Genomic DNA, 22,523 nt, shown 5'->3' on the forward strand with positions numbered 1-22,523 from the left:
CTTGCCGGGCCCACCCCCACGCATCACCCCGGCCAGTAGGTACGGCCCCACGCCGCCGGCCCCGGCTGGGGCAGGCGGTGGGCCGCGATGCGGGACGGGTCGGACCAGGAATCGCGGGACGTCGGCGCGCCGGGCGGGGCGGCTGCCGCCGCCGCGGCGCGGGCCCTGACCACCGCCAGGGCGGCGGCCAGCTCCTCCGGGGTCGGGTTGCCCCGTACGACCTTGATCGTCATGTGGGCCTCCTGGGCTCGCTGCGGACTAGAGGGGGATGTTGCCGTGCTTCTTCGGAGGCAGGGATTCCCGCTTCGTACGCAGTTGACGCAGACCCCGTACGACGTGCCGGCGGGTCTCGGAGGGCCGGATCACGGCGTCGACGTAACCGCGCTCGGCCGCGACGTAGGGGTTGAGGAGGGCGTCCTCGTACTCGCGGATCAGCCGCGCCCGGACCGCCTCCAGATCCTCGCCGTTCGCCTCGGCCTCCGCGATGGTGCGGCGGTGCAGGATGTTGACCGCGCCCTGGGCGCCCATGACGGCGATCTGGGCGGTGGGCCAGGCGAGGTTGAGGTCGGCGCCCAGGTGCTTGGAGCCCATGACGTCGTAGGCGCCGCCGAAGGCCTTGCGGGTGATGATCGTGATGAGCGGGACGGTCGCCTCGGCGTAGGCGTAGATCAGCTTGGCGCCGCGGCGGATGATGCCGTCGTGCTCCTGGCCGACGCCGGGCAGGAAGCCGGGGACGTCGACGAACGTGATCACCGGGACGTTGAAGGCGTCGCAGGTGCGCACGAAGCGGGCGGCCTTCTCGCTGGCCTTGATGTCCAGGCACCCGGCGAGCTGCGTCGGCTGGTTGGCGATGATCCCGACCGGATGGCCCTCGACCCGGCCGAAGCCGGTGACGATGTTCGGCGCGTACAGCGGCTGCGTCTCGAAGAACTCGGCGTCGTCCAGGACGTGTTCGATCACCGCGTGCATGTCGTACGGCTGGTTCGCGCTGTCCGGGACGATCACGTCCAGCTCGCGGTCCTCGTCGTTGACCTCGAGGTCGGCCTCCTCCGGGAAGGCCGGTGCCTCGGAGAGGTTGTTGGACGGCAGGTACGACAGCAGCTGCTTGATGTACTCGATGGCGTCCTTCTCGTCGCCCGCCATGTGGTGGGCGACTCCGGAGGTCGCGTTGTGGGTCCGGGCGCCGCCCAGCTCCTCGAAGCCCACGTCCTCGCCGGTGACGGTCTTGATGACGTCGGGGCCGGTGATGAACATGTGCGAGGTCTGGTCGACCATGACCGTGAAGTCGGTGATGGCCGGGGAGTAGACCGCGCCGCCCGCGCACGGCCCGACGACCAGGCTGATCTGCGGGATGACACCGGAGGCGTGGGTGTTGCGGCGGAAGATCTCGCCGTACGCGCCGAGCGACGCCACACCCTCCTGGATGCGGGCGCCACCGGAGTCGTTGATCCCGATGACCGGGCAGCCGGTCTTCAGGGCGAAGTCCATGACCTTGACGATCTTCTGGCCGTAGACCTCGCCGAGGGCCCCGCCGAAGACGGTGAAGTCCTGCGAGAACACGGCGACCGGGCGGCCGTCGACGGTGCCGTACCCGGTGACGACCCCGTCGCCGTACGGGCGGTTCTTGTCGAGGCCGAAGTTGGTGGAGCGGTGCCGGGCGAACTCGTCGAGCTCGACGAAGGAGCCCTCGTCGAGCAGGAGCTCGATTCGCTCACGGGCCGTCAGTTTGCCCTTGGCGTGCTGCTTCTCGACGGCACGAGCGGAGCCGGCGTGTGTCGCTTCCTCGATGCGTCGCTCCAGATCCGCGAGCTTGCCCGCGGTCGTGTGAATGTCGGGCTGCTGCTGCTCTTCCGGCTCGGACATCGGGATGCGGCTCCCTGCCTGCTCAAAAGGGGGGACGGTTACTCATCCGTAGAGTAGTGGGGTGCCTCCACATCGGCAGTGCGGCGTTTACCACACCTAGGGTGGCTTGCATGACGCCGCGAGATGCATCAGAGCCGAACGGAAGCCGGTGGTCGGACCTGGACCGCCCGCCCCTCAACATCACCGCCCTGCGCCGGGGTCTGGTACGGCCGGGAGGGCTGTGGTCGGAGGTGGACGTGGTGCAGCGCACCGGCTCCACGAACTCCGATCTGGTGGCCCGGGCGGCGAAGGGCGAGGTGACCGAGGGTGCGGTGCTGGTCGCCGAGGAACAGACGGCTGGGCGCGGCCGGCTCGACCGCCAGTGGACGGCGCCGCCGCGCTCCGGCCTCTTCTTCTCCGTCCTGCTCACGCCGAGCGAGGTGCCGGTGGCGCGGTGGGGCTGGCTGCCGCTGCTCACGGGGGTCGCGGTGGCGACGGGCCTGTCGCGGGCGGCGGGCGTGGACACGGCCCTGAAGTGGCCGAACGATCTGCTGGTCACGGTCGGGGGAGCGGAACGCAAGGCCGGCGGGATCCTGGCCGAGCGGGCCGGCGACGGCGGGGTCGTCATCGGGGTCGGTATCAACGTCTCCCTGAAGGACGACGAGCTGCCCGTGCCGACGGCGGGGTCGCTGGGGCTGGCCGGGGCGGTGAGCACGGACCGTGACCCGCTGCTGCGGGGGGTGCTGCGCTCGCTGGAGGAGTGGTACGGCAAGTGGCGCGAGGCCGGGGGTGACCCGGGGCCGAGCGGGCTCCAGGAGGCGTATGCGGCCGGGTGCGCGACGCTCGGGCGGGTGGTGCGGGCGGAGCTGCCGGGAGATCGGGCGGTCGTCGGGGAAGCGGTGGCTGTGGACGGAGACGGGCGGCTGGTACTGGCGACGGAGGAGGGGATGCAGGAGCCGGTCGGGGCCGGGGACATCGTGCACCTGAGGCCGGCGTGATCTGAGGCCGGGTGGGTCCGGCAGCCCGGCGTAGCGGGGTGCCGCTGCGCCCACCCGTGCCGCCCTTAGCGGCACGCATGCCGCAGCGACGGCCCCGGCTGAGCCTGACGGAGTGAGCTGGCGCACACCTGCCGTAGAGTTGAGGCCGGTCGATACATGACCGTGACAGATCGGAAGGGCAACACGCGTGACCGTCGACGACTCGGGTTCCGGCGAGGACGCGCAGGGCGCCGACTCCGGCGAGGATCCGCTCGCCCTGCGCCTCGAAGGGCTCATCCTGGGCGCCGAGCGCCGCTACACCCCGTTTCAGGCGGCCCGCAGCGCCGGTGTCTCCATGGAACTGGCCTCCCGCTTCTGGCGGGCCATGGGCTTCGCCGACATCGGCCAGGCCAAGGCCCTCACGGAGGCCGACGTCCTCGCGCTGCGGCGCCTCGCCGGTCTCGTCGAGGCGGGGCTGCTGAGCGAGGCGATGGCCGTCCAGGTGGCCCGGTCCACGGGCCAGACCACCGCGCGGCTCGCCGAGTGGCAGATCGACTCCTTCCTGGAGGGGCTGACCGAGCCGCCCGAGCCGGGCATGACCCGCACCGAGGTCACGTACCCGATCGTCGAGCTGCTCCTGCCCGAGCTGGAGGAGTTCCTGGTCTACGTCTGGCGCCGCCAGCTCGCCGCTTCGGCCGGGCGGGTCGTGCAGGCGGCCGACGACGAGGAGATGGTCGACCGGCGTCTCGCCGTCGGCTTCGCCGACCTGGTCGGCTTCACGCGCCTGACCCGCCGCATGGAGGAGGAGGAGCTCGGCGAGCTCGTCGAGGCCTTCGAGACCACGGCCGCCGACCTGGTGGCGGCGAACGGCGGACGGCTGATCAAGACCCTGGGCGACGAGGTGCTCTACGCCGCCGACGACGCGGGCACGGCCGCCGAGATCGCCCTGCGGCTGATCGAGACCATGGCGCACGACGAGACGATGCCGGAGCTGCGCGTCGGCATGGCGTTCGGCACGGTGACCACCCGAATGGGTGATGTGTTCGGTACGACCGTCAACCTGGCCTCCCGGCTCACCTCGATAGCTCCGAAGGACGCCGTCCTCGTCGACACCGCCTTCGCCGAGGAGCTGATCCGTACGCAGGACGCCCCGGCCTCGGAGGCGGAGGCGGCCGAGGAGGCCGCCGCGGCGGAGAAGGAGGGCGAGGAGCCCCCGGTGTACCGCTTCGGGCTCCAGCCGATGTGGCAGCGGCCGGTGCGCGGCCTGGGTGTCGTGGAGCCGTGGCTGCTCACGCGCCGGGACGGGGCGCCGTAGCCGCTCGTCGGTTGTCCCTCGGCTGTCAGCGACCGCCCACCGGCGCGTCCACGCACAGGCCGATCACCGGTACGCACAGGCCCGGGTCGTGCGGCTTCTTCGGCTCCTCGGGCTGGGGCGCCGGGGCCGGTGTCGTGCGGCTCGGCGGGGCGGGCGGGGTCGGGGCGGGTCGCGGGGCGTCGCCGCTCCCCGAGGCCGTCGGCGCCGGGGCGGGGGCGTTCGGCGTGTCGGGGATGGTCGTGGACGTCGGACCGGCGGCTGTGACGGTCGCCGGGGTTCCGGTGGTGGCGGACGGGGACGGCCGCGCCCCCTTGGTGACCGGCGAGGGAGGCAGGGAGCCCAGGGCCGTGGGTGACGACGGGCTCGCGTCGGGGACTGCCGGGAAGGTCGCGGCGGTCTGGGTGGCGTCGTCCGTGGCGGTGGTGACCGGGTCCGGGCGAGGGCCGGCCTCGACGGTGCCGGCGTCGGCGCCCGGGCCGGAGGTCAGACGCAGCAGGCTCAGGGCGCCCGCGGCGAGGGCGAGGCCGCCGGCGGCGAGCAGCACCTTGCGGGGCCGGGGCTTGCGGTGGCGGCCCCGGACGCGGGGAGGGAGGAGAGCGGCCTCGGCGGGGGCCGGCCCGTGGGGCGCGGGCAGCTCACGCCGGAGGGGTGCCGTGGCGGCCCTGGTGTCCCCTCGCGGCTTCGCCGTCGTGTTCGTCGTCATCACGGTCCCTCCCCGAAACGGCCCCTCCCCGAGGCACTCGCGCCCCCTGTGCGCCATGGGGGACGCACGCTATGCGCTCCCATGGGCGGTTGGGTCGGAGTTGGGGTGATGTCACTCGAACGGGTGGGCGGGGGGTGGTGGGGGGAACCGGACCCGTCGGCCCTTTCGCGGGTGGGGTGCGGCTGCGATGATCTGAGCGTCGACCTTGTTAACCCGCGTTAACCGGAGGGTGTCATGAGTGAGGAACGGTTCGGGGAGTTCGTGCTGGTGCGGCGGCATGAGCAGGGGCATGTCGCGGAGCTCGTCCTCGACCGGCCCAAGGCCATGAACGCCGTGTCGACGGAGATGGCGCGGTCCGTCGCCGGGGCGTGTACGGCGCTGGGGGAGGACCGGGACGTCCGGGCGGTCGTCCTGACCTCGACGCATGAGCGGGCGTTCTGCGTCGGGGCCGATCTGAAGGAGCGGAACTCCTTCAGCGACGCTGATCTGCTGCGGCAGCGGCCGGTGACGCGGGCGGCGTACACCGGGGTGCTGGAGCTGCCGGTGCCGACGGTGGCGGCGGTGCACGGGTTCGCGCTCGGGGGCGGGTTCGAGCTGGCACTGGCCTGCGACGTGATCGTGGCGGACCGGACGGCGGTCGTGGGTCTGCCGGAGGTGTCGGTCGGGGTGATCCCCGGGGGCGGGGGCACACAGCTGCTGCCGCGGCGGGTCGGGGCGGCCCGGGCGGCCGAGCTGATCTTCTCCGCGCGGCGGGTGGAGGCCGTGGAGGCGGGCGAGTTGGGGCTGGTCGATCAGCTGGTGGACGAGGGGCGGGACCGGGAGGAGGCGCTGGCCCTGGCGGCGCGGATCGCCGGGAACTCCCCGGTGGGGCTGCGGGCGGCGAAGCGGGCGCTGCGGCTCGGGCAGGGGCTGGATCTGCGCGCCGGGCTGGAGGTCGAGGACGCGGCGTGGCGGACCACGGCGTTCTCGGGGGACCGGGCGGAGGGCGTCGCGGCCTTCAACGAGCGGCGCAAGCCGCAGTGGCCGGGGGAGTAGGGGCCGGAGCGGACCCCGGTGGCAGCACGGAGCGGACCCCTGTGACAACAGTCGTCCCCGTTCGCGTCGTAAACAGGTCAGTCTGGCTGGAAACTCCCTAGCCTGGAGTGATGGGTGAGGACAGACGGCTGGCGGCCGTCGTCGCGTTGGCTCAGGGGATGGCGGCCGCGCACGGGTCGCGTGAGGCGTGGCGTGCCGCGGCCGCCGGGGCGTGCCGGGCGCTGGGTGGGAGTTTCGCCGCGCTGTCGGTCTGGGAGCGGGAGCTCGGACGGCTGAGGGTCCTCGTGAACGTCGGCGAGCTGGCCGAGGGCGAGGAGGAGTTTCCCGAGGACGAGGCCTACCCGGTGCACCAGTTCGCGGAGATCACCGAGTTCCTGCACGAGCAGTGGGCCGGGGGCGGGGAGCCCGACGCGTGGGTGGAGACCGCCGAGGGGCCCGCCGCCGGCCGGGAGCCCGGGTACTGCCATCAGCGGGTCGCCGCCCTGCGCCGCCGGGGCCGCGGCTGCTGTGTCGTCGCGCCCATCGTGCTGCACGGGCGGGCCTGGGGAGAGCTGTATGTCGCCCGGCCGGCCGGAGAGACCGTCTTCGGGCGGGGCGACGCCGACTTCGCCACGGTCCTGGCCTCCGTCGTGGCCGCCGGTATCGCCCAGACCGAGCGGCTGGAGGAGGCCCGGCGGCTCGCCTTCACCGACTCCCTCACCGGGCTGGCCAACCGCCGCGCCGTGGACGTGCGCCTGGAGCGGGCGATCGAGCGGCACCGCCGGGACGGCGCCGTCGTGAGTCTCGTCGTCTGCGATCTGAACGGGCTCAAGCGGGTCAACGACACCCACGGGCACGCCGCCGGGGACCGGCTCCTGGAGCGGTTCGGGTCGGTGCTGTCGCTGTGCGGGGCCATGCTGCCGGGGGCGCTGGCCGCGCGGCTCGGCGGCGACGAGTTCTGTCTGCTCGCGGTCGGGCCGCCCGCCGACCAGGTCGTGAAGGCGGCGGGCGAACTGTGCCGCAGAGCAGCCGAGTTGGAGCTCGGGGACGGGGTGGCCTGCGGGGTCGCGTCCACCGAGGACCCGATCGGGCCGGTGCGCTCCGCCCGGCGGCTGTTCCGGCTCGCCGACGCCGCCCAGTACCGGGCCAAGGCCGAGCGGGCGGACAGGCCGGTGGTGGCGGGCCGGGCCGGGCCAGACGATCCCGTACTGCGGCTCGCGGACGAGCCGTCCCGGGAGGAGGGCGGAGAGCGCCGGCGGTTCCGCGGTCGGCACGCGCCCTGACCCCGGCCCTGGCGGTGTGACCGGTAACCGGCGGTGTGTGACGCATTCGGTAAGGGGTGAACGCCGCCCCCAGTGGTGACATCATCGAATTCACTGCGTACGCTCCTGAATATGGATATGCACACTGTGGTGGTGGGGACGTCCGGGGTGACCGCGTCCGACGTGCTCGCCGTGGCGCGCGGCGGCGCCCGCGTCGAGCTCTCCGAGGAGGCCGTGGCCGCCCTCGCCGCGGCCCGCGAGATCGTGGACGCGCTGGCGGCCAAGCCGGACCCCGTGTACGGCGTGAGCACCGGCTTCGGTGCCCTGGCGACCCGGCACATCAGCCCGGAGCTGCGCGCGCAGCTCCAGCGCAACATCGTCCGCTCGCACGCCGCCGGGATGGGCCCGGCCGTGGAGCGCGAAGTCGTCCGCGCCCTGATGTTCCTGCGGCTGAAGACCGTCTGCTCCGGGCACACCGGCGTCCGGCCCGAGGTCGCCCAGACCATGGCCGACCTCCTCAACGCCGGGATCACCCCCGTCGTGCACGAGTACGGCTCCCTCGGCTGCTCCGGCGACCTCGCGCCGCTGTCCCACTGCGCGCTGGCGCTCATGGGCGAGGGCGACGCCGAGGGCCCCGACGGTGTCGTACGCCCGGCCGCCGAACTCCTCGCCGCGCACGGCATCCAGCCGGTCGAACTGCGCGAGAAGGAGGGCCTCGCCCTCCTCAACGGCACCGACGGCATGCTCGGCATGCTGGTGATGGCCCTGGCCGACCTGGAGACGCTCTACCGGTCCGCCGACGTCACCGCCGCCCTGTCCCTGGAGGGCCTGCTCGGCACCGACAAGGTCCTCGCCCCCGAACTGCACGCCATCCGGCCCCACCCGGGGCAGGCCGCCAGCGCCGCCAACATGCTGGCCGTGCTGAAGGGGTCGGGGCTGACCGGGCACCACCAGGACGACGCCCCGCGCGTCCAGGACGCCTACTCGGTGCGCTGCGCCCCGCAGGTCGCCGGCGCCGGGCGGGACACCATGACGCACGCCCGGCTCGTCGCCGACCGCGAGCTGGCGGCCGCCGTGGACAACCCCGTCGTGCTGCCCGACGGGCGCGTGGAGTCCAACGGCAACTTCCACGGGGCGCCCGTCGCCTACGTCCTGGACTTCCTCGCCATCGCCGCCGCCGACCTCGGCTCCATCGCGGAGCGGCGCACCGACCGGCTGCTCGACAAGAACCGCAGCCACGGCCTGCCGCCGTTCCTCGCCGACGACGCCGGTGTGGACTCGGGCCTGATGATCGCTCAGTACACGCAGGCCGCGCTGGTGAGCGAGCTGAAGCGGCTCGCCGTACCGGCGTCCGCCGACTCGATCCCGTCCTCCGCGATGCAGGAGGACCACGTCTCGATGGGCTGGTCGGCGGCGCGCAAGCTGCGCACGGCCGTCGACAACCTCACCCGGGTGATCGCCATCGAGCTCTACGCCGCCACGCGCGCCGTGGAGTTGCGCGAGGGCCTGGCCCCGGCGCCCGCGTCGCAGGCGGTCATCGACGCCGCACGGGAGGCGGGAGTCCAGGGCCCCGGGCCGGACCGGTTCCTCGCGCCCGACCTCGCCGCGGCGGACGCGTTCGTGCGCGAGGGGCGGCTGCTGGCCGCGGTCGAGAAGGTCACCGGGCCGCTTCAGTAGGGCCGCGGGGGTCCCGTCGTCCGGCGGGGCCCCGCGTCAACGGCCGTCAGAAACCGAGCCGTTCCCGGCGCACCGAGTACACGACGAACCCGGCGCCGAGCGTGAGGCAGAAGGTCCCGCCGATCACGTACGGCGTGCTGTCGAAGCTGCCGGTGTCGGCGAGGCGGGTGCCGGTGACGGAGGTGTCCGCGGTCGTCGCCGCGATCCGGGCCTGCTCCGTGACCTGCGGCGACGGGCTCGTCGAGACCGCGTCTCTCACCGGGGAGTCCGACGTCGCGTTGGCGGACGGAACGAACCACATGGCGCCCAGCAGGGACGCCGCGGCGGAGGCGGTCAGCAACGGGCGGCGAGCGGATGACACGGAATATCGATCCCCTTGTGACGTCGGCGAATTGGCCGTGTGGGGCGATGTTAGTGAAAGTCGCGGGTCACGGGAAAGTCACGGGTGGGCCTGGACGTACGCTCCCGCCATGAGCACTCCAGAGACATCACGGTTTGTACGGCTTCGGGTGGAACTCGTTCTCGAGGTCGACGACGCGGACGCGGTCACCAAGTCCGCGCTGCGCCGGATCGCCGAGGAGGCGGACGTGCCGGCGGCGGAACGAGCCCAGGCCGAGGGCGCTGTGACGGAAGACACCGCGGAGGCCCTCGCGTACCTCGTGGACCCGTTCGACCTGGTCAGCCAGGTGCCGGGGATCGATCTCCAGCAGGCCTCCTGGAGCAGTGAACGGATTGACTACGACCCCGATTCGCCGGACTGGGACCTCGACGAGGATGATGGCGACGACGGCAACGGCTGAGCTGTCCGGGATTCGTGACCCCGGGCGGCAACCGCCGCCCGGGGTCTTCGCGTCTCAAGCGACGCACCGACCGCACCCGTAACGACCGGCCCCGTCCGTCACGGACGTGGTGATCCCCACACCTGCGCGACCTGGGGAACCGGACGAACCGGTCGTAGCGTTGAAAGTTCCGGATGAGGACTCACGAGTCCTGGCGAGGACTCACGGGTCCCGACGGGGGCACTCAGGTTTTTGACGGGGACACTCGGGGTTTTGGGGAAATCGGCAACGATGGAGAAGCGTGTGATGACGGTCAGTAAGCGGCGCAAGGGCCTGACGGTCGCGTCCGCACTGCTCGGCGGAGTGCTGATGCTCTCGGCGTGTTCCGGAGGCGACGACAGTGCCTCCGGGGGCGACGGAGGCGACAGCTCCCAGTCGAAGGTCGACGAGGCCGCGGCGAAGAAGACCTCCGAGGCCCAGATCAAGATCACGCCCGAGGACGGCTCGGACAACGCCTCCATCAACAACTCCGCCGCCGTCACCGTGAGCAAGGGCACGCTCACCGACGTGAAGATGACGACGTCGGAGGGCGCGGAGGTCAGCGGCCAGATATCCGCGGACAAGACCAGCTGGAAGCCGACCGCCCAGCTGGAGCGGTCCACCACCTACAAGCTGGCGGCCGAGGCGAAGGACTCCGACGGTCGCGTCGCCCACGAGAACGCCTCGTTCACCACGGTCTCCCCGTCCAACAGCTTCATCGGCAACTTCACGCCGGACGACGGCACCACCGTCGGCGTCGGCATGCCGGTCTCGATCAACTTCGACAAGGCGATCACCAACAAGGCCGCGGTCCAGAAGGGCATCAAGGTCAGCACGACCGGCGGCCAGGAAGTCGCCTGCCACTGGTTCAACGCCAACCGCATGGACTGCCGGCCCGAGGACTACTGGAAGGAAGGCTCCACCGTCACGCTGAAGCTCGCGCTCGACGGTGTCGAGGGAGCCAAGGGCGTCTTCGGCGTCCAGCAGAAGACGGTCACCTTCAAGATCGGCCGCAATCAGGTCTCGTACGTCGACGCGAAGACCAAGCAGATGAAGATCACGCAGGACGGCAAGACCGTCCGCACGATCCCGATCTCCGCCGGCTCGCCCGAGAACAAGACCTACGAGGGCATCATGGTGATGTCCGAGAAGTTCAAGGAGACGCGCATGAACGGCGCGACCGTGGGCTTCACGGACGACGACGGCAAGGGCGAGTACGACATCAAGGACGTGCCGCACGCCATCCGCCTCTCCAGCTCGGGCACGTTCATCCACGGCAACTACTGGGGCGCGAAGTCCATCTTCGGCAGCGTGAACACCAGCCACGGCTGCGTCGGCCTGCAGGACGCCAAGGGCGCCAACGACCCGAACACCCCGGGCGCGTGGTTCTTCAAGAACTCGATGCTCGGTGACGTGGTGGTCGTGGAGAACACCGGCGACAAGACGGTCGCGCCGGACAACGGCCTCAACGGCTGGAACATGGGCTGGGCCGACTGGAAGGCCGGTTCCGCGGTCTGACGATTCGCCGGCTCTCCTGACGAAAGGCCGCCGCCCACCCCGGACACCCGGGGTGGGCGGCGGCCTTTCGTCGCCGGGGGTAGACCTGACCATCCCCGACGGAGACAGACTGGTCATCCAGGGCCCCACCGGCGGTGGAAAGTCCACACTGCTCCAGATGCTCGGCGGCCTCGACCGGCCCACCTCCGGCGAGATCGTCCTGGACGGCACCGACCTCGCCGCCCTGCCGGAGGCGAGACTGACCCGGGTGAGAAGCGAAAGCATCGGCTTCGTCTTCCAGTCCTTCAACCTCATCCCGACGCTCACCGCGCAGGAAAACGTGGAGACCGCCCTCGTCCCCCTCGGCGTGAAGCCGAAACAGCGACGCGAACAGGCCGCCGAGGCACTGAAGTCGGTCGGTCTCGGCGAGCGTCTCGCGCATCTGCCCGGCGAGATGTCCGGCGGTCAGCAGCAACGCGTGGCCATCGCCCGGGCCTTGGTGAAACAGCCGAAGGTGCTCCTCGCCGACGAACCCACCGGCAATCTCGACGAATCGATGCGCGACGAGATCATGGACGTACTCGAACGCATGTGGGAGGAACTCGGTCTCACCTTCGTGATGGTCACCCACGACTCGGCGATAGCGAAGAAGGCTCCGCGTGTGGCGACGATCCGCAAGGGCCGCATCTCTGTCAAGGAGAACGCGCGTGCGTAACCGCGCGGCCCTGTAACGGAGTTCCGTCGGCCGTGTAACAGTCGGCCGACGGGATTCTTACCGTCCTCTCATCTATTGAGCAGCTGATCACCCCTCGGCATACTGCGTATTCCGGGGGGTGTACGGGCACGCGTACGAGACCACCCCCGGCCGGGTGAACGGGGAATTCGCCCGGTTCTTCTGCAAGGGGGAAACTTGCGCAGACAAGTGAAAAGGGCGTACGCGGCCACCGTCGCCACAGCGGCGGCCGTGGCACTGGCCGCGGGCATGACCAGCCCGGCGTCGGCCAACGGCGAGCAGACGGCAGCGTCCGCCAAGCCGGCGTCCCTTACCGCCAAGCACCGCATCACACTCATCACCGGCGACCGCGTCGTGCTGGACGCCAAGGGCCGTGTGATCGGCCTGGAACACGCCAAGGGCCGCGAGAAGGTACCCGTCCAGATCCGCAAGGTCGACGGCCACACCCTCGTCATCCCGGCCGACGCGGCCCGCCTGGTCGCCACCGGCAAGCTCGACCAGCGGCTCTTCGATGTCACCGAGCTCAACAAGTCGACGACCCGCAAGGCCCAGAAGAAGGGCCTGAAGGTCATCGTCGGCTACCAGGGTGGCGCTGCCGCTACCAAGGCCGACGTCCGCGAGGCCGGCACCCTGAGCCACGCGCTGAAGTCCGTGAACGCGGACGCCGTGCAGACGCCGCAGCAGGACACGCCCGAACTCTGGGACGCGGTCACCAACGGCGAGAAGACCGCCTCCGGCATCGCGCACGTCTGGCTCGACGGCGTCCGCAAGGCCAGCCTCGACAAGTCCGTCCCGCAGATCGGCGCGCCCAAGGCCTGGTCGGCCGGCTACGACGGCAAGGGCACCAAGATCGCCGTCCTGGACACCGGTGTCGACGCCACCCACGACGACCTCAAGGGTCAGGTGGCCGGCGCCAAGAACTTCACCACCTCGCCCGACGCCTCCGACAAGGTCGGCCACGGAACGCACGTCGCGTCCATCGCGGCCGGTACCGGCAAGAAGTCCGGCGGCAAGTACAAGGGCGTCGCGCCCGGCGCGAAGATCCTCAACGGCAAGGTCCTCGACGACGGCGGCTTCGGCAGCGACTCCGAGATCCTCGCCGGCATGGAGTGGGCCGTCGCCGAGGGCGCCGACGTCATCAACATGAGCCTGGGCGGCGGCGACACGCCCGCGATCGACCCGCTGGAAGCGGCGGTGAACAAGCTGTCCGACGAGAAGGGCGTCCTGTTCGCCATCGCGGCCGGCAACGAGGGCGACTTCGGCGAGCAGACGATCGGCTCCCCGGGCAGCGCCGCGGCGGCCCTGACCGTCGGCGCCGTCGACGACAAGGACGAGCTCGCCGACTTCTCCAGCCGCGGCCCCGGCATGGACGGCGCCCTCAAGCCCGATGTGACCGCGCCCGGCGTGGACATCACCGCGGCCTCCGCCCCGGGCAACCAGATAGCCCAGGAGGTCGGCGAGAAGCCGGCCGGCTACATGACGATCTCCGGTACCTCGATGGCGACCCCGCACGTCGCGGGCGCGGCGGCGATCCTCAAGCAGCAGCACCCGGATTGGACGGGCGACCGCCTGAAGGGCGCCCTCACCGCCTCCACCAAGGGCGGCAAGTACACCCCGTTCGAGCAGGGTTCGGGCCGGATCCAGGTCGACAAGGCCATCAAGCAGTCCGTGATCGCCGAGCCGGTCTCGGTGAGCTTCGGGGTGCAGCAGTGGCCGCACACCGACGACAAGCCGGTCACCAAGGAGCTGACGTACCGCAACCTCGGTACGAAGGACGTCACGCTGAAGCTGACGTCGACGGCCACCAACCCCAAGGGCCAGGCCGTCCCGTCCGGCTTCTTCAAGCTCGGCGCCACCTCGGTGACGGTCCCGGCCGGCGGCAAGGCCTCCGTGCCGTTCACCGTCAACACCAAGCTCGGCGGCACGGTCGACGGCGCGTACTCGGCGTACGTGACGGCGACGGGCGGCGGCCAGACGGTCCGCACGGCGGCGGCGGTGCAGCGCGAGGTCGAGTCGTACGACGTGACGCTGAAGTTCCTCGACCGCGACGGCAAGGCCGCGAAGAACTACAGCGCCGACCTGACCGGCATAGCGGGCCTGGGCCTGGGTAAGGGGGCCATGCCGTACGACGAGGACGGCACCGTCACCACCCGTGTCCCCAAGGGCACCTACGTCCTCAACACGAACATCTACGTGGGCGACGACCCGGAGAAGTTCGAGGGCGTCGACTGGCTCGCTCAGCCCAAACTGAACCTCACCAAGAACACGACGATCACGCTGGACGCCCGCAAGGCCAAGCCGGTGGACATCACCGTCCCGGCCACCGGCGTCAAGTCGGAGTTCGCCTCGGCCGACTACACGGTGGAGAGCGGGGACAGCAGCTACGGCTTCGGCTGGTGGCTGGACTCCTACGACGGCTTCCGCAGCGCCCACGTCGGCCCGCAGATCACCGACGGTTCGGTGACCCAGCAGTGGGACGGCCACTGGTCCAAGGGCGCCAACGAGGAGTACAACGTCATCGCCGGCGGCCCGGTCAAGCAGCTCGCCACCGGATTCACCAAGCACTACAAGGCGAGCGAACTCGCCACGGTGAAGGCCGGTCTCGGTGCCGCGGCGAGCGGCAAGAAGGGCTCGGTCAACGCGGTGGGCTGGATGCCGTGGAGCTCCAGCGCTTCCTCGATCGGCATGCAGCAGGCCCTGCCCGGCACCCGGACGATCCACGTGTCCGCCCAGGGTGGCGTGAAGTGGCAGCTCGAGTTCGCCCAGTCCGGGGGTGTGGACGAGGACGGCTTCCCGGTCGACGAGGCCGCCTACGCGATGGGCACGCACACGTTCGCGGCCGGCAAGAGCTACTCCAAGACCGTCAACACGGCTGTCTTCGGGCCGCGCCTGACCGGCGACTTCGGTGTCATCCGTGAGGGCAACGAGATCTACGGTTCCCTGCCGCTGTTCGCCGACGGCAAGGGCAACGTGGGCTACTCGACGTTCTCCGCGGTCGACACGACCCTCTACCGCAACGGCACCAAGGTCGGCAGCAACGACGACCCGCTGTTCGGCGACAAGCAGTTCAAGGTCCCGGCCGCCGACGCCGAGTACAAGCTCACGACGTCGGTCAAGCGCAGCGTCAAGGTCGCCGCGGCCTCCACTCGCGTCGACGCCAGCTGGACGTTCCGCTCGAAGAAGACCAACAGCATCACGAAGCTCCCCGTCTCCACGGCCCGCTTCGGCGCGACCACGGGTCTGGACAGCAAGGCCCCGGCCGACAAGACCGTCAAGGTCCCGGTCACCGTCGAGGGCGCGGCCAAGGGCAGCAACCTGAAGTCGCTGTCGGTCTACGTGTCGTACGACTACGGCAAGACCTGGAAGAAACTCACCGTCAAGGACGGCAAGGTGAGCGTCAAGAACCCGGCGAAGGGGAAGGCCATCTCCTTCCACGCCAAGATCGCCGACAAGAAGGGCAACAAGTCGACGATCTCGATCTACAACGCGTACTACGGCAAGTAAGCGGTAGCGCGAGCGCGTTGACGGCCCGTCGGAAGCCTCGGCTTCCGGCGGGCCTGCCGCGTCAGTAGGGTCCTCGCATGACCGCCGCCGTGACCGCCATGATCACCGCCGTCGTGGGTGTCCTCGGCACGCTCTTCGCGCCGGTGCTCGGCCAGCGGCTCTCCGCACGGCAGCGGGACGAGGAGACCCGGGCCGAGGAGCAACGACGGCGGTTCGAGGAGCGCAGGGACGCGTACACGGCCATGAACAGGGCCTCACGCCAGTTCCACACCCTCCTGAAGGACGCCCTGCACCGCCTGCGCGACGGGGTCTACGGCGACGCCGAGCGTGACCAGCTCGAAGAGACGCGGCGCGACTACCGGGACCGGTACGCGCAGGCCCAGATGATCGTGCCGGAGCGGATCCTGGAGGCCTCGCGGTCCGTCAACGAGGTCCTCGCGGGCACCGACGCGGCGGTCAAGCGACTCGACCGCGGCGTGGCCCGGGAGGGCGAGAGTGCCGAAGGCGCCCTGCTCGACCTGAAGGAGGCCGAACCGCGGCTGTCCGCGATGCGGAGGCTGATGCGGGAGGACCTGGGCGTCGTCGACTGAGGCACGACGGTTACGGGGGCACGGGCGGCGGTGACCGAGGCGCGGGTGCCTCTCACTCCGACGGTGTCGAGGCCCTGGTGCCCGAGCGCGTCGCGTCCGCTCCCCAGCTGGCCAGCAGGCGCAGGGCCTCCGCCGACGGGGTGTCCGGTTCCGCGTGGTAGGTGATCAGGGACTGCTCGCCGTCGTCGACCAGGCGGAACGTCTCGAAGGACAGGGTCAGGTCGCCGACCAGGGGGTGGCGCAGGCGTTTGACGCCGTAGCTCTTCTCCTTGACGTCGTGGGCGGCCCAGAGGCGGCGGAACTCCTCGCTCTTCACCGAGAGTTCGCCCACCAGGGCCGACAGCCGCGGGTCGTCCGGGTGGCAGCCCGCGTCCATGCGCAGATAGCCGACGATGTCGGACGCCTTCTGCTCCCACTCCACGAACAGCTCGCGGTACTCGGGCCTGAGGAACACCATGCGCGCCCAGTTCCGCTCCTGCGCCGGCACCTCCGCCCAGTCGCCGAAGAGGGCCGACGCCATGCGGTTCCAGGCCAGGACGTCCGAGCGGCGCCCGACGATGTATGCCGGGACGGACTCGATCGAGTCCAGCAGATGCCGCAGCGCAGGCCGCACCTGCTGGCTGCGCGTCACCGGCTTCTTCTTGTGCTGCTTCGGCTTCGCCAGATGCATCAGGTGCGCGTGCTCGGCGTCGTTCAGCCGCAGGGCGCGCGCGATCGCGTCCAGCACCTCCGCGGAGACGTTGCGGCCGTTGCCCTGCTCCAGCCGCGTGTAGTACGCCACGGACACCCCGGCCAGCTGCGCCAGCTCCTCACGGCGCAGCCCGGGCACCCGCCGCCGCCCGAAGTCGGGCAGCCCCACGTCCTCGGGCTTCAGCCGGGCCCGCCGGGTGCGCAGGAACTCACTGAGCTCGGCGCGCCGGTCCAGGCCACCGGCCGTCTGTGCGGGTTCGGGCTGTTCGTCCATGCCGTCCAGTATTCCTGGTCGTACGCCCACGAGCCTGACCCCGCCAGTGGTACGCACCGTGTGCGTACGCAAAACCGTGGTCTGGGTGAGCACGAACGAATCCGGCACGCTGGTGATCGTGCCCGGTCAGAAGATCCAGAAGGCAGCCGGGCACGGAACCCCGCTAGGAGAACCCACGGCATGACCACTGTTGCTGCGTACGCCGCTCCCGCTCCCAAGGCTCCGCTGGAGCGCACCACCATCGAGCGCCGCGAGGTCCGCGAGTTCGACGTCCTGATCGACATCAAGTTCGCCGGCATCTGCCACTCCGACATCCACCAGGCCCAGGAGGGCTGGGGCGAGGCGATCTTCCCGATGGTCCCCGGCCACGAGATAGCCGGTGTCGTCTCCGCGGTCGGCCCGGGCGTCACGAAGTTCGCCGTCGGCGACCGCGTGGGCGTCGGCTGCATGGTCGACTCCTGCCGCGAGTGCGAGAACTGCAAGGCCGGCCGTGAGCAGTACTGCGTGCAGGGCAACGTCCCCACGTACAACGGCATCGGCAAGGACGGCGAGCCCACCTACGGCGGCTACTCGGAGAACGTCGTCGTCGACGAGAACTTCGTCGTCCGCATCCCCGACGGCCTCTCCCTCGACGTCGCCGCGCCGCTGCTGTGCGCCGGCATCACCCTCTACTCCCCGCTCCGCCGCTTCGGCGCCGGCCCCGGCAAGAAGGTCGCGATCGTCGGCCTGGGCGGCCTCGGCCACATGGGCGTCAAGATCGCCCACGCCCTCGGCGCCGAGGTGACCGTGCTGTCGCAGTCCCTGCGCAAGCAGGAGGACGGCCTGCGGCTGGGCGCGGACCACTACTACGCCACCAGCGACCCGAAGACCTTCGAGGAGCTGGCCGGCACGTTCGACCTGATCGTGTCGACGGTGTCCGCCCCGCTGGACTTCAACGCCTACCTGTCCCTGCTGAAGACCGAGGGCACCCTGGCCAACGTCGGAGCCCCCGAGGAGCCGGTCTCCCTCAACCTCTTCTCGGTGATCGGCGGCGGCAAGACCCTCGCCGGTTCCATGATCGGCGGCATCGCGGAGACCCAGGAGATGCTGGACTTCTGCGCCGAGCACGGCCTGGGCGCCGAGATCGAGCTGATCAGCGGTGACCAGATCAACGAGGCGTACGAGCGGGTCCAGGCCAGCGACGTGCGCTACCGGTTCGTGATCGACACGGCGACGATCTGACCCCACCCCCCAAGTGAGACAGCCCTGAGGGCCCCGGCCGCGCGCCGGGGCCCTCAGGGCTGTTCGTGATGCACGACATGCACGACGGGGTGCGCGCGGGGTACACGTGGGGGAGTGCACCGCAGGGGTCCGCCGCCACGTACGTCAGGGGAGGCCGCCATGACCGTGCAGCTCAACCACACCATCGTCGTCGCCCACGACAAACGCGCCTCGGCCCGGTTCCTCGCCGACCTCCTGGGGCTCGACGTGAGCCCGCCCTACGGCCCGTTCCTCCCGGTCGAGATCTCCAACGGCGTGACCCTGGACTTCATGGACAGCCCCGGTGCCATCACGCCGCAGCACTACGCCTTCCTCGTCTCGGAGGACGAGTTCGACGAGATCTTCGGCCGTATCCGGCAGGCCGGTCTCACCTACTGGGCGGACCCGTTCCACAGCCGTCCCGGCGAGATCAACCACAACGACGGCGGCCGCGGGGCGTACTTCGACGACCCCGACGGCCACCGCCTGGAGATCATCACGAGGCCCTACGGCAGCGGCGGCTGAACCGTCCGCACCCCGGCTCGTCACATCGTCGCGCCGCCGCGCGTCATACCGGCGAAGGCGACATCACCTGACGAAGAACCGGGGAGCAGTCATGACAGCACCGATCCTGGTCACCGGCGGCACGGGCACCCTCGGCGCCCACGTCGTCCCGCTCCTGCGCGCGTCCGGCCACGAGGTGCGGATCCTCACCCGGCGTGCCCGCCCCGCCGCGGACGGCATCGACCACGTCACCGGCGACCTGCTGAAGGACGAGGGCGTCGAGGCCGCCGTCGACGGGGTGGAGACCGTGCTGCACCTGGCGGGCGGCCCCAAGGGCGACGACGAGGCGACCCGCGCCCTGGTCCGCGCCGCGTCCGGGGCCGGCGTACGGCACCTGGTCTACGTCTCGGTCATCGGCGCGGACCGGCTCCCGCTGGCCTGGATGCGGACGAAACTGGAGTCGGAGCGTGCCGTCGCCGACTCCGGCATCCCGTGGACGATCCTGCGCGCGGCCCAGTTCCACGACCTCGCGCTGACCATGGTCGAGAAGATGGCGAAGCTGCCGGTGTTCCCGGTCCCGGGCGGCATGCGGCTCCAGCCGGTCGACTCGCGCGAGGTCGCCGCCCGCCTCGCGGAACTGACCCTCGGCACCCCGTCCGGCCTGGTCCCGGACCTGGCCGGACCGCACCTCTACGACCTCGCCGCCCTGGCCCGCCCCTACCTCCGCCTGACCGGCAGGCGCCGCCCCATGCTGCCGGTGCGCATCCCCGGGAAGGCGGGGCGGGCGTACCGGGCCGGGGCGAACCTGACGACGACCGGGGCGGAGGAGGGGAAGCGGACCTGGGAGGAGTTCCTGGCGGAGAGGCTGGGCTGAGCCCTGACCGGCGTCGGGCCGGTCCTGGCCCTTGGCCCTACGGTGCTTCGGCCGGGCTGGTCCTACGGCGTCCGGCCTGCCCTGGCCCTGGTCCTACCCGGCGGCCGGCCGGTCCTGCTCCTCGAAGGTCCACACCGCGCGGGACCCCGGGCCGACCACCAGGGACGAGTGGCCGATCCGCTCCACGTGCCGGTACGACACCGGGTGGTTCAGCGACATCTCGATCTGCCGGAGACCCACCTGGTCCAGGGGCACGGAGTCGAACCGGATCGTCGTGCCGCCGCCCTTCGCGACGGCGCCCCCGCCCGGCAGGGACCGGACCGCGAAACCGCCGGCCTTCAGCAGCGGCACCGTGTTGGCGAGGTCCCGTGCGGTCACCGCGAGCCGGATGCCCGTCACGTCCCGCATCAGGTGGTCGCGGTAGGCGTCGGACAGGTAGCGCTCCCGGCCCACGTCACCGGGGTGGGAGGCGGGCTCGGTGTTGCCGCGCGGGTCGGCGAAGTACTCCGGCCGGTACTCCATCCCCCAGGCACCGAAGAGGTCGTACTGGTCGGTGGTGAAGACCGCGTCGAACCAGGGCACGGGGACGCCGTCGCCGAAGTCGCGCGTCTGCCGGAACTCGACCGGGTCGCTGATCCCGGCCTTCCGCAGCCGCTCGATCACCGGGGGCAGGTCACCGGCGCGCTCGGTGGACACACCCAGGCCGGTGGAGCCGAGGGTGCCGTCCTTGCCGGGCACGTCACCCACCCCGAACAGCTCGAAGTAGGTCTCGCGCCCCATCAGATAGCGGCCGGTCCACGTCTGCCCGCCGGAACCGGTGGTGGTGCGGACCTGGAAGTTGGCGAAGTCCCGCAGATACGAGGAGTGCTCGATGGCGTCCGCGGTGGCCCGGTCGAGCACACCGTAGGCGTGGTTGTAGAACAGCAGTCGCCGCCCGGTCGACGTCCCGTTCTCCTCGGCCCGTGCCGTGCTCACTCCGCCCTGGACCGCCCCCGCGAGGGCCAGAGCGATGACCATGATCAGCTGTAACGCTCGTCTGAGAACCATGCGAGGGAGCGTAGGGCGGGAGGAAACGCTTCCGCTGCGGATCGCGCGCTTTGCGGGGTCAGGTCTTGGTCAGTGGGTCCGCCGGTGACGGTGACGCCGGTGAGGGCTCCTGCCCGCCCTGGTCGAGCCGGAACGGCGGGTACTGGTCCGTCAGCAGCGCGGCGTACGCCGTCACCCGGGCCGCCCAGCGGGCCAGGCCGATCAGGAAGTCGAAGAGGTGCCGCGGGTAGCGGGCGGTGAAGAGCAGGATGACGACGGCGACGAAGGAGAGAAACGGCATCAGCCCGCCGCCCCGCCAGTCGCCCTCGCCGCCCCAGCCGCCCCCGGCGAACATCGCGACGACGATGTACTGCGGGATCGCCAGCAGCCACCACTTCACCAGGACCAGCCCGCGGGACAGCCGCTCGGGGTAGACGACGTCGAAGTGCGCCGGGTAGTCGGGCACGTCGGCGAGGGTGAACGGCGGGTACCGGTCGGTGCCGAGGGCGGTGTGCGCGTAGTAGCTGACGCGCCAGTTCCAGCGCAGCACACCGACGTTGTAGTCGAAGAGGGGCCGCGGGTACCGGGCGGTGAACAGGATCGCGAAGAAGGCGATCACGGTCACGACGACGAACCCGATCCACAGGAACACCAGCACGATGTAGTGCGGGATGGCGAGCAGCCATTTCACCAGCCACATCCATCGGGACAGGCGGGGATCGACGGACGCCTCCAGACGCACGGGCGACGTGGCGACAGGAATCATGAGGCGGCTCTCCTTTCGCCTGCAGACTCGCAAGCGAGGAGCGGCCCCGCGACCTGGGCGGGGCCGTTCGCGCGTCGGACGCCGCCTGCGCGTCCCGCGGCTGTGCCGCTACGACGGGACGGCGGCTCCCGCCTCGGATTCGTCCGTCCCCGCTTCGCCCACCGGATCGACGAGCTGCTCACGCACGTAGTTCCAGACCACCGCGATCAGCGCCGCCACGGGCACGGCGAGCAGGCTGCCCACGATGCCGGCCAGGCTGCCGCCCAGGGTCACCGCGAGCAGCACCACCGCCGCGTGCAGGCCGAGCCCGCGGCTCTGGATCATGGGCTGGAAGACGTTGCCCTCCAGCTGCTGCACCACGACGATGATGGCCAGCACGATCAGCGCGTCCGTCAGACCGTTGGACACGAGCGCGATGAGCACCGCGACGAAGCCGGCGAACAGGGCGCCGATGATCGGCACGAACGCCGAGACGAAGGTCAGCACCGCCAGCGGCAGCACCAGCGGGACACCCAGGATCCACAGGCCCAGGCCGATCAGGACGGCGTCGAGCAGACCGACGGCCGCCTGGGACCGTACGAAGGCACCCAGGGTGGCCCAGCCGCGGTCGAACACGGTCGGGACGTCGGTGGCGAGCCGGCCGGGCAGCTGACGGGACAGCCACGGCAGGAACCGCGGGCCGTCCTTGAGGAAGAAGAACATCAGGAAGAGCGCGAGGACGGCGGTGACGACGCCGTTCACCACGGTGCTCACGCCCGTGACGACAGCCCCCACCATGCTGCCGACGCCTTCCTGGGCGCGGGAGACCGCGCTGTCGAAGGCCTTGTTGATCTGCGCGTCCCCGATGTTCAGCGGTGGCCCGGCGGCCCACTCGCGCAGCCGCTGGATGCCCTCCACGACACCGTCCGTCAGCTCCCCGGACTGGGATGCCACCGGTACGGCGATCAGCGCCACCACGCCGACGGCGACCAGCAGGAACAGCACGGTCACGACCGACGCGGCCAGCGCGGGCGGCCACCCACGCCGGCGCAGGAACCGGGCCGCGGGCCAGGTCAGCGTGGTCAGCAGCAGCCCGACCACCAGCGGCCACACCACCGACCACATCCGGCCCAGCAACCACAACGCCACGGCGGACATGGCGAACACCAGCAGCAACTCGGCGGAAACCCGCGCGGATATCCGCAGCGCGGCACGGGACCTGTCGGAATTCAGGGGCAC

21 protein-coding genes are annotated in these 22,523 nt (G+C 71.1%); 13 read left to right on the forward strand and 8 right to left on the reverse strand.

Annotated features, from left to right (window positions below):
- Positions 1–23: 23 nt before the first annotated feature.
- Entirely contained in the window at positions 24–233 is a 210-nt protein-coding gene (locus IE153_RS23025) for an acyl-CoA carboxylase epsilon subunit (RefSeq protein ID WP_031109407.1), read from the reverse strand.
- Positions 234–258: 25 nt separating this feature from the next.
- Complete coding sequence (locus tag IE153_RS23030; protein ID WP_189591708.1) at positions 259–1,863, reverse strand: acyl-CoA carboxylase subunit beta; 1,605 nt, start codon at positions 1,861–1,863, stop codon at positions 259–261.
- A gap of 110 nt (positions 1,864–1,973) precedes the next feature.
- Here IE153_RS23030 and IE153_RS23035 point away from each other — a divergent pair, with 110 nt between their 5' ends.
- The gene (locus IE153_RS23035; RefSeq protein WP_189591709.1) at positions 1,974–2,840 is read left to right on the forward strand and encodes a biotin--[acetyl-CoA-carboxylase] ligase; all 867 of its coding nucleotides are present in this window, start codon (positions 1,974–1,976) and stop codon (positions 2,838–2,840) included.
- Positions 2,841–3,027: 187 nt separating this feature from the next.
- Positions 3,028–4,134 (forward strand): adenylate/guanylate cyclase domain-containing protein, encoded by a 1,107-nt coding sequence (locus tag IE153_RS23040; RefSeq protein WP_142160202.1) that lies wholly within the window; start codon positions 3,028–3,030, stop codon positions 4,132–4,134.
- A 25-nt stretch (positions 4,135–4,159) separates the two neighbouring features.
- On the opposite strand, the gene IE153_RS23045 is transcribed toward IE153_RS23040, so the two are convergent.
- On the reverse strand, positions 4,160–4,837 hold the full coding sequence (locus IE153_RS23045) for a hypothetical protein (protein ID WP_229829121.1): 678 nt from the start codon (positions 4,835–4,837) through the stop codon (positions 4,160–4,162).
- A gap of 234 nt (positions 4,838–5,071) precedes the next feature.
- Here IE153_RS23045 and IE153_RS23050 point away from each other — a divergent pair, with 234 nt between their 5' ends.
- The 3 genes from IE153_RS23050 to hutH all read left to right on the forward strand — a co-directional run bounded on the left by IE153_RS23050 (position 5,072) and on the right by hutH (position 8,790).
- Positions 5,072–5,872, forward strand: a complete 801-nt coding sequence (locus IE153_RS23050) for an enoyl-CoA hydratase/isomerase family protein (RefSeq protein WP_189591710.1) — start codon at positions 5,072–5,074, stop codon at positions 5,870–5,872.
- A 110-nt stretch (positions 5,873–5,982) separates the two neighbouring features.
- Positions 5,983–7,134 (forward strand): GGDEF domain-containing protein, encoded by a 1,152-nt coding sequence (locus tag IE153_RS23055; protein ID WP_189591711.1) that lies wholly within the window; start codon positions 5,983–5,985, stop codon positions 7,132–7,134.
- A 117-nt stretch (positions 7,135–7,251) separates the two neighbouring features.
- The gene (gene hutH / locus IE153_RS23060; protein ID WP_189591762.1) at positions 7,252–8,790 is read left to right on the forward strand and encodes a histidine ammonia-lyase; all 1,539 of its coding nucleotides are present in this window, start codon (positions 7,252–7,254) and stop codon (positions 8,788–8,790) included.
- 46 nt (positions 8,791–8,836) lie between these two features.
- Here hutH and IE153_RS23065 read toward each other — a convergent pair whose 3' ends face one another.
- A complete protein-coding gene (locus tag IE153_RS23065; protein WP_189591712.1) occupies positions 8,837–9,151 on the reverse strand; it encodes a hypothetical protein in 315 nt (104 codons plus the stop codon).
- Positions 9,152–9,260: 109 nt separating this feature from the next.
- On the opposite strand from IE153_RS23065, the gene IE153_RS23070 reads away from it, so the two are divergent.
- From IE153_RS23070 to IE153_RS23090, 5 genes are all read left to right on the forward strand, one after another.
- On the forward strand, positions 9,261–9,590 hold the full coding sequence (locus IE153_RS23070; protein ID WP_189591713.1) for a hypothetical protein: 330 nt from the start codon (positions 9,261–9,263) through the stop codon (positions 9,588–9,590).
- A gap of 285 nt (positions 9,591–9,875) precedes the next feature.
- Positions 9,876–11,126 (forward strand): L,D-transpeptidase, encoded by a 1,251-nt coding sequence (locus tag IE153_RS23075; RefSeq protein WP_189591714.1) that lies wholly within the window; start codon positions 9,876–9,878, stop codon positions 11,124–11,126.
- 16 nt (positions 11,127–11,142) lie between these two features.
- Positions 11,143–11,820, forward strand: a complete 678-nt coding sequence (locus tag IE153_RS23080) for an ABC transporter ATP-binding protein (RefSeq protein WP_189591763.1) — start codon at positions 11,143–11,145, stop codon at positions 11,818–11,820.
- Positions 11,821–12,087: 267 nt separating this feature from the next.
- The gene (locus IE153_RS23085; protein ID WP_435811936.1) at positions 12,088–15,342 is read left to right on the forward strand and encodes a S8 family peptidase; all 3,255 of its coding nucleotides are present in this window, start codon (positions 12,088–12,090) and stop codon (positions 15,340–15,342) included.
- A gap of 77 nt (positions 15,343–15,419) precedes the next feature.
- Positions 15,420–15,932 (forward strand): hypothetical protein, encoded by a 513-nt coding sequence (locus IE153_RS23090; protein ID WP_189591715.1) that lies wholly within the window; start codon positions 15,420–15,422, stop codon positions 15,930–15,932.
- Positions 15,933–15,984: 52 nt separating this feature from the next.
- On the opposite strand, the gene IE153_RS23095 is transcribed toward IE153_RS23090, so the two are convergent.
- The gene (locus tag IE153_RS23095) at positions 15,985–16,896 is read right to left on the reverse strand and encodes a helix-turn-helix domain-containing protein (RefSeq protein WP_189591716.1); all 912 of its coding nucleotides are present in this window, start codon (positions 16,894–16,896) and stop codon (positions 15,985–15,987) included.
- 180 nt (positions 16,897–17,076) lie between these two features.
- Here IE153_RS23095 and IE153_RS23100 point away from each other — a divergent pair, with 180 nt between their 5' ends.
- The 3 genes from IE153_RS23100 to IE153_RS23110 all read left to right on the forward strand — a co-directional run bounded on the left by IE153_RS23100 (position 17,077) and on the right by IE153_RS23110 (position 19,513).
- A complete protein-coding gene (locus tag IE153_RS23100; RefSeq protein WP_189591717.1) occupies positions 17,077–18,117 on the forward strand; it encodes an NAD(P)-dependent alcohol dehydrogenase in 1,041 nt (346 codons plus the stop codon).
- Positions 18,118–18,276: 159 nt separating this feature from the next.
- Positions 18,277–18,660: a VOC family protein gene (locus tag IE153_RS23105; protein WP_189591718.1), complete on the forward strand. Its 384-nt coding sequence runs from the start codon at positions 18,277–18,279 to the stop codon at positions 18,658–18,660.
- A gap of 91 nt (positions 18,661–18,751) precedes the next feature.
- Positions 18,752–19,513 carry an SDR family oxidoreductase gene (locus tag IE153_RS23110; RefSeq protein WP_189591719.1) on the forward strand — a complete coding sequence of 254 codons (762 nt, stop codon included), beginning with the start codon at positions 18,752–18,754 and terminating at the stop codon, positions 19,511–19,513.
- A 93-nt stretch (positions 19,514–19,606) separates the two neighbouring features.
- Here IE153_RS23110 and IE153_RS23115 read toward each other — a convergent pair whose 3' ends face one another.
- From IE153_RS23115 to IE153_RS23125, 3 genes are all read right to left on the reverse strand, one after another.
- Positions 19,607–20,536, reverse strand: coding sequence for a DUF5829 family protein (locus tag IE153_RS23115; RefSeq protein ID WP_189591765.1), 930 nt, complete (start codon positions 20,534–20,536; stop codon positions 19,607–19,609).
- Positions 20,537–20,618: 82 nt separating this feature from the next.
- Positions 20,619–21,305 carry a DUF4389 domain-containing protein gene (locus IE153_RS23120; RefSeq protein ID WP_189591720.1) on the reverse strand — a complete coding sequence of 229 codons (687 nt, stop codon included), beginning with the start codon at positions 21,303–21,305 and terminating at the stop codon, positions 20,619–20,621.
- Between the two features lie 108 nt (positions 21,306–21,413).
- Positions 21,414–22,517 (reverse strand): AI-2E family transporter, encoded by a 1,104-nt coding sequence (locus IE153_RS23125; RefSeq protein ID WP_435811935.1) that lies wholly within the window; start codon positions 22,515–22,517, stop codon positions 21,414–21,416.
- Between the last annotated feature and the right edge of the window lie 6 nt (positions 22,518–22,523).

It is taken from the genome of Streptomyces massasporeus (assembly GCF_014648995.1).
Taxonomy (GTDB): Bacteria; Actinomycetota; Actinomycetes; order Streptomycetales; family Streptomycetaceae; genus Streptomyces; species Streptomyces massasporeus.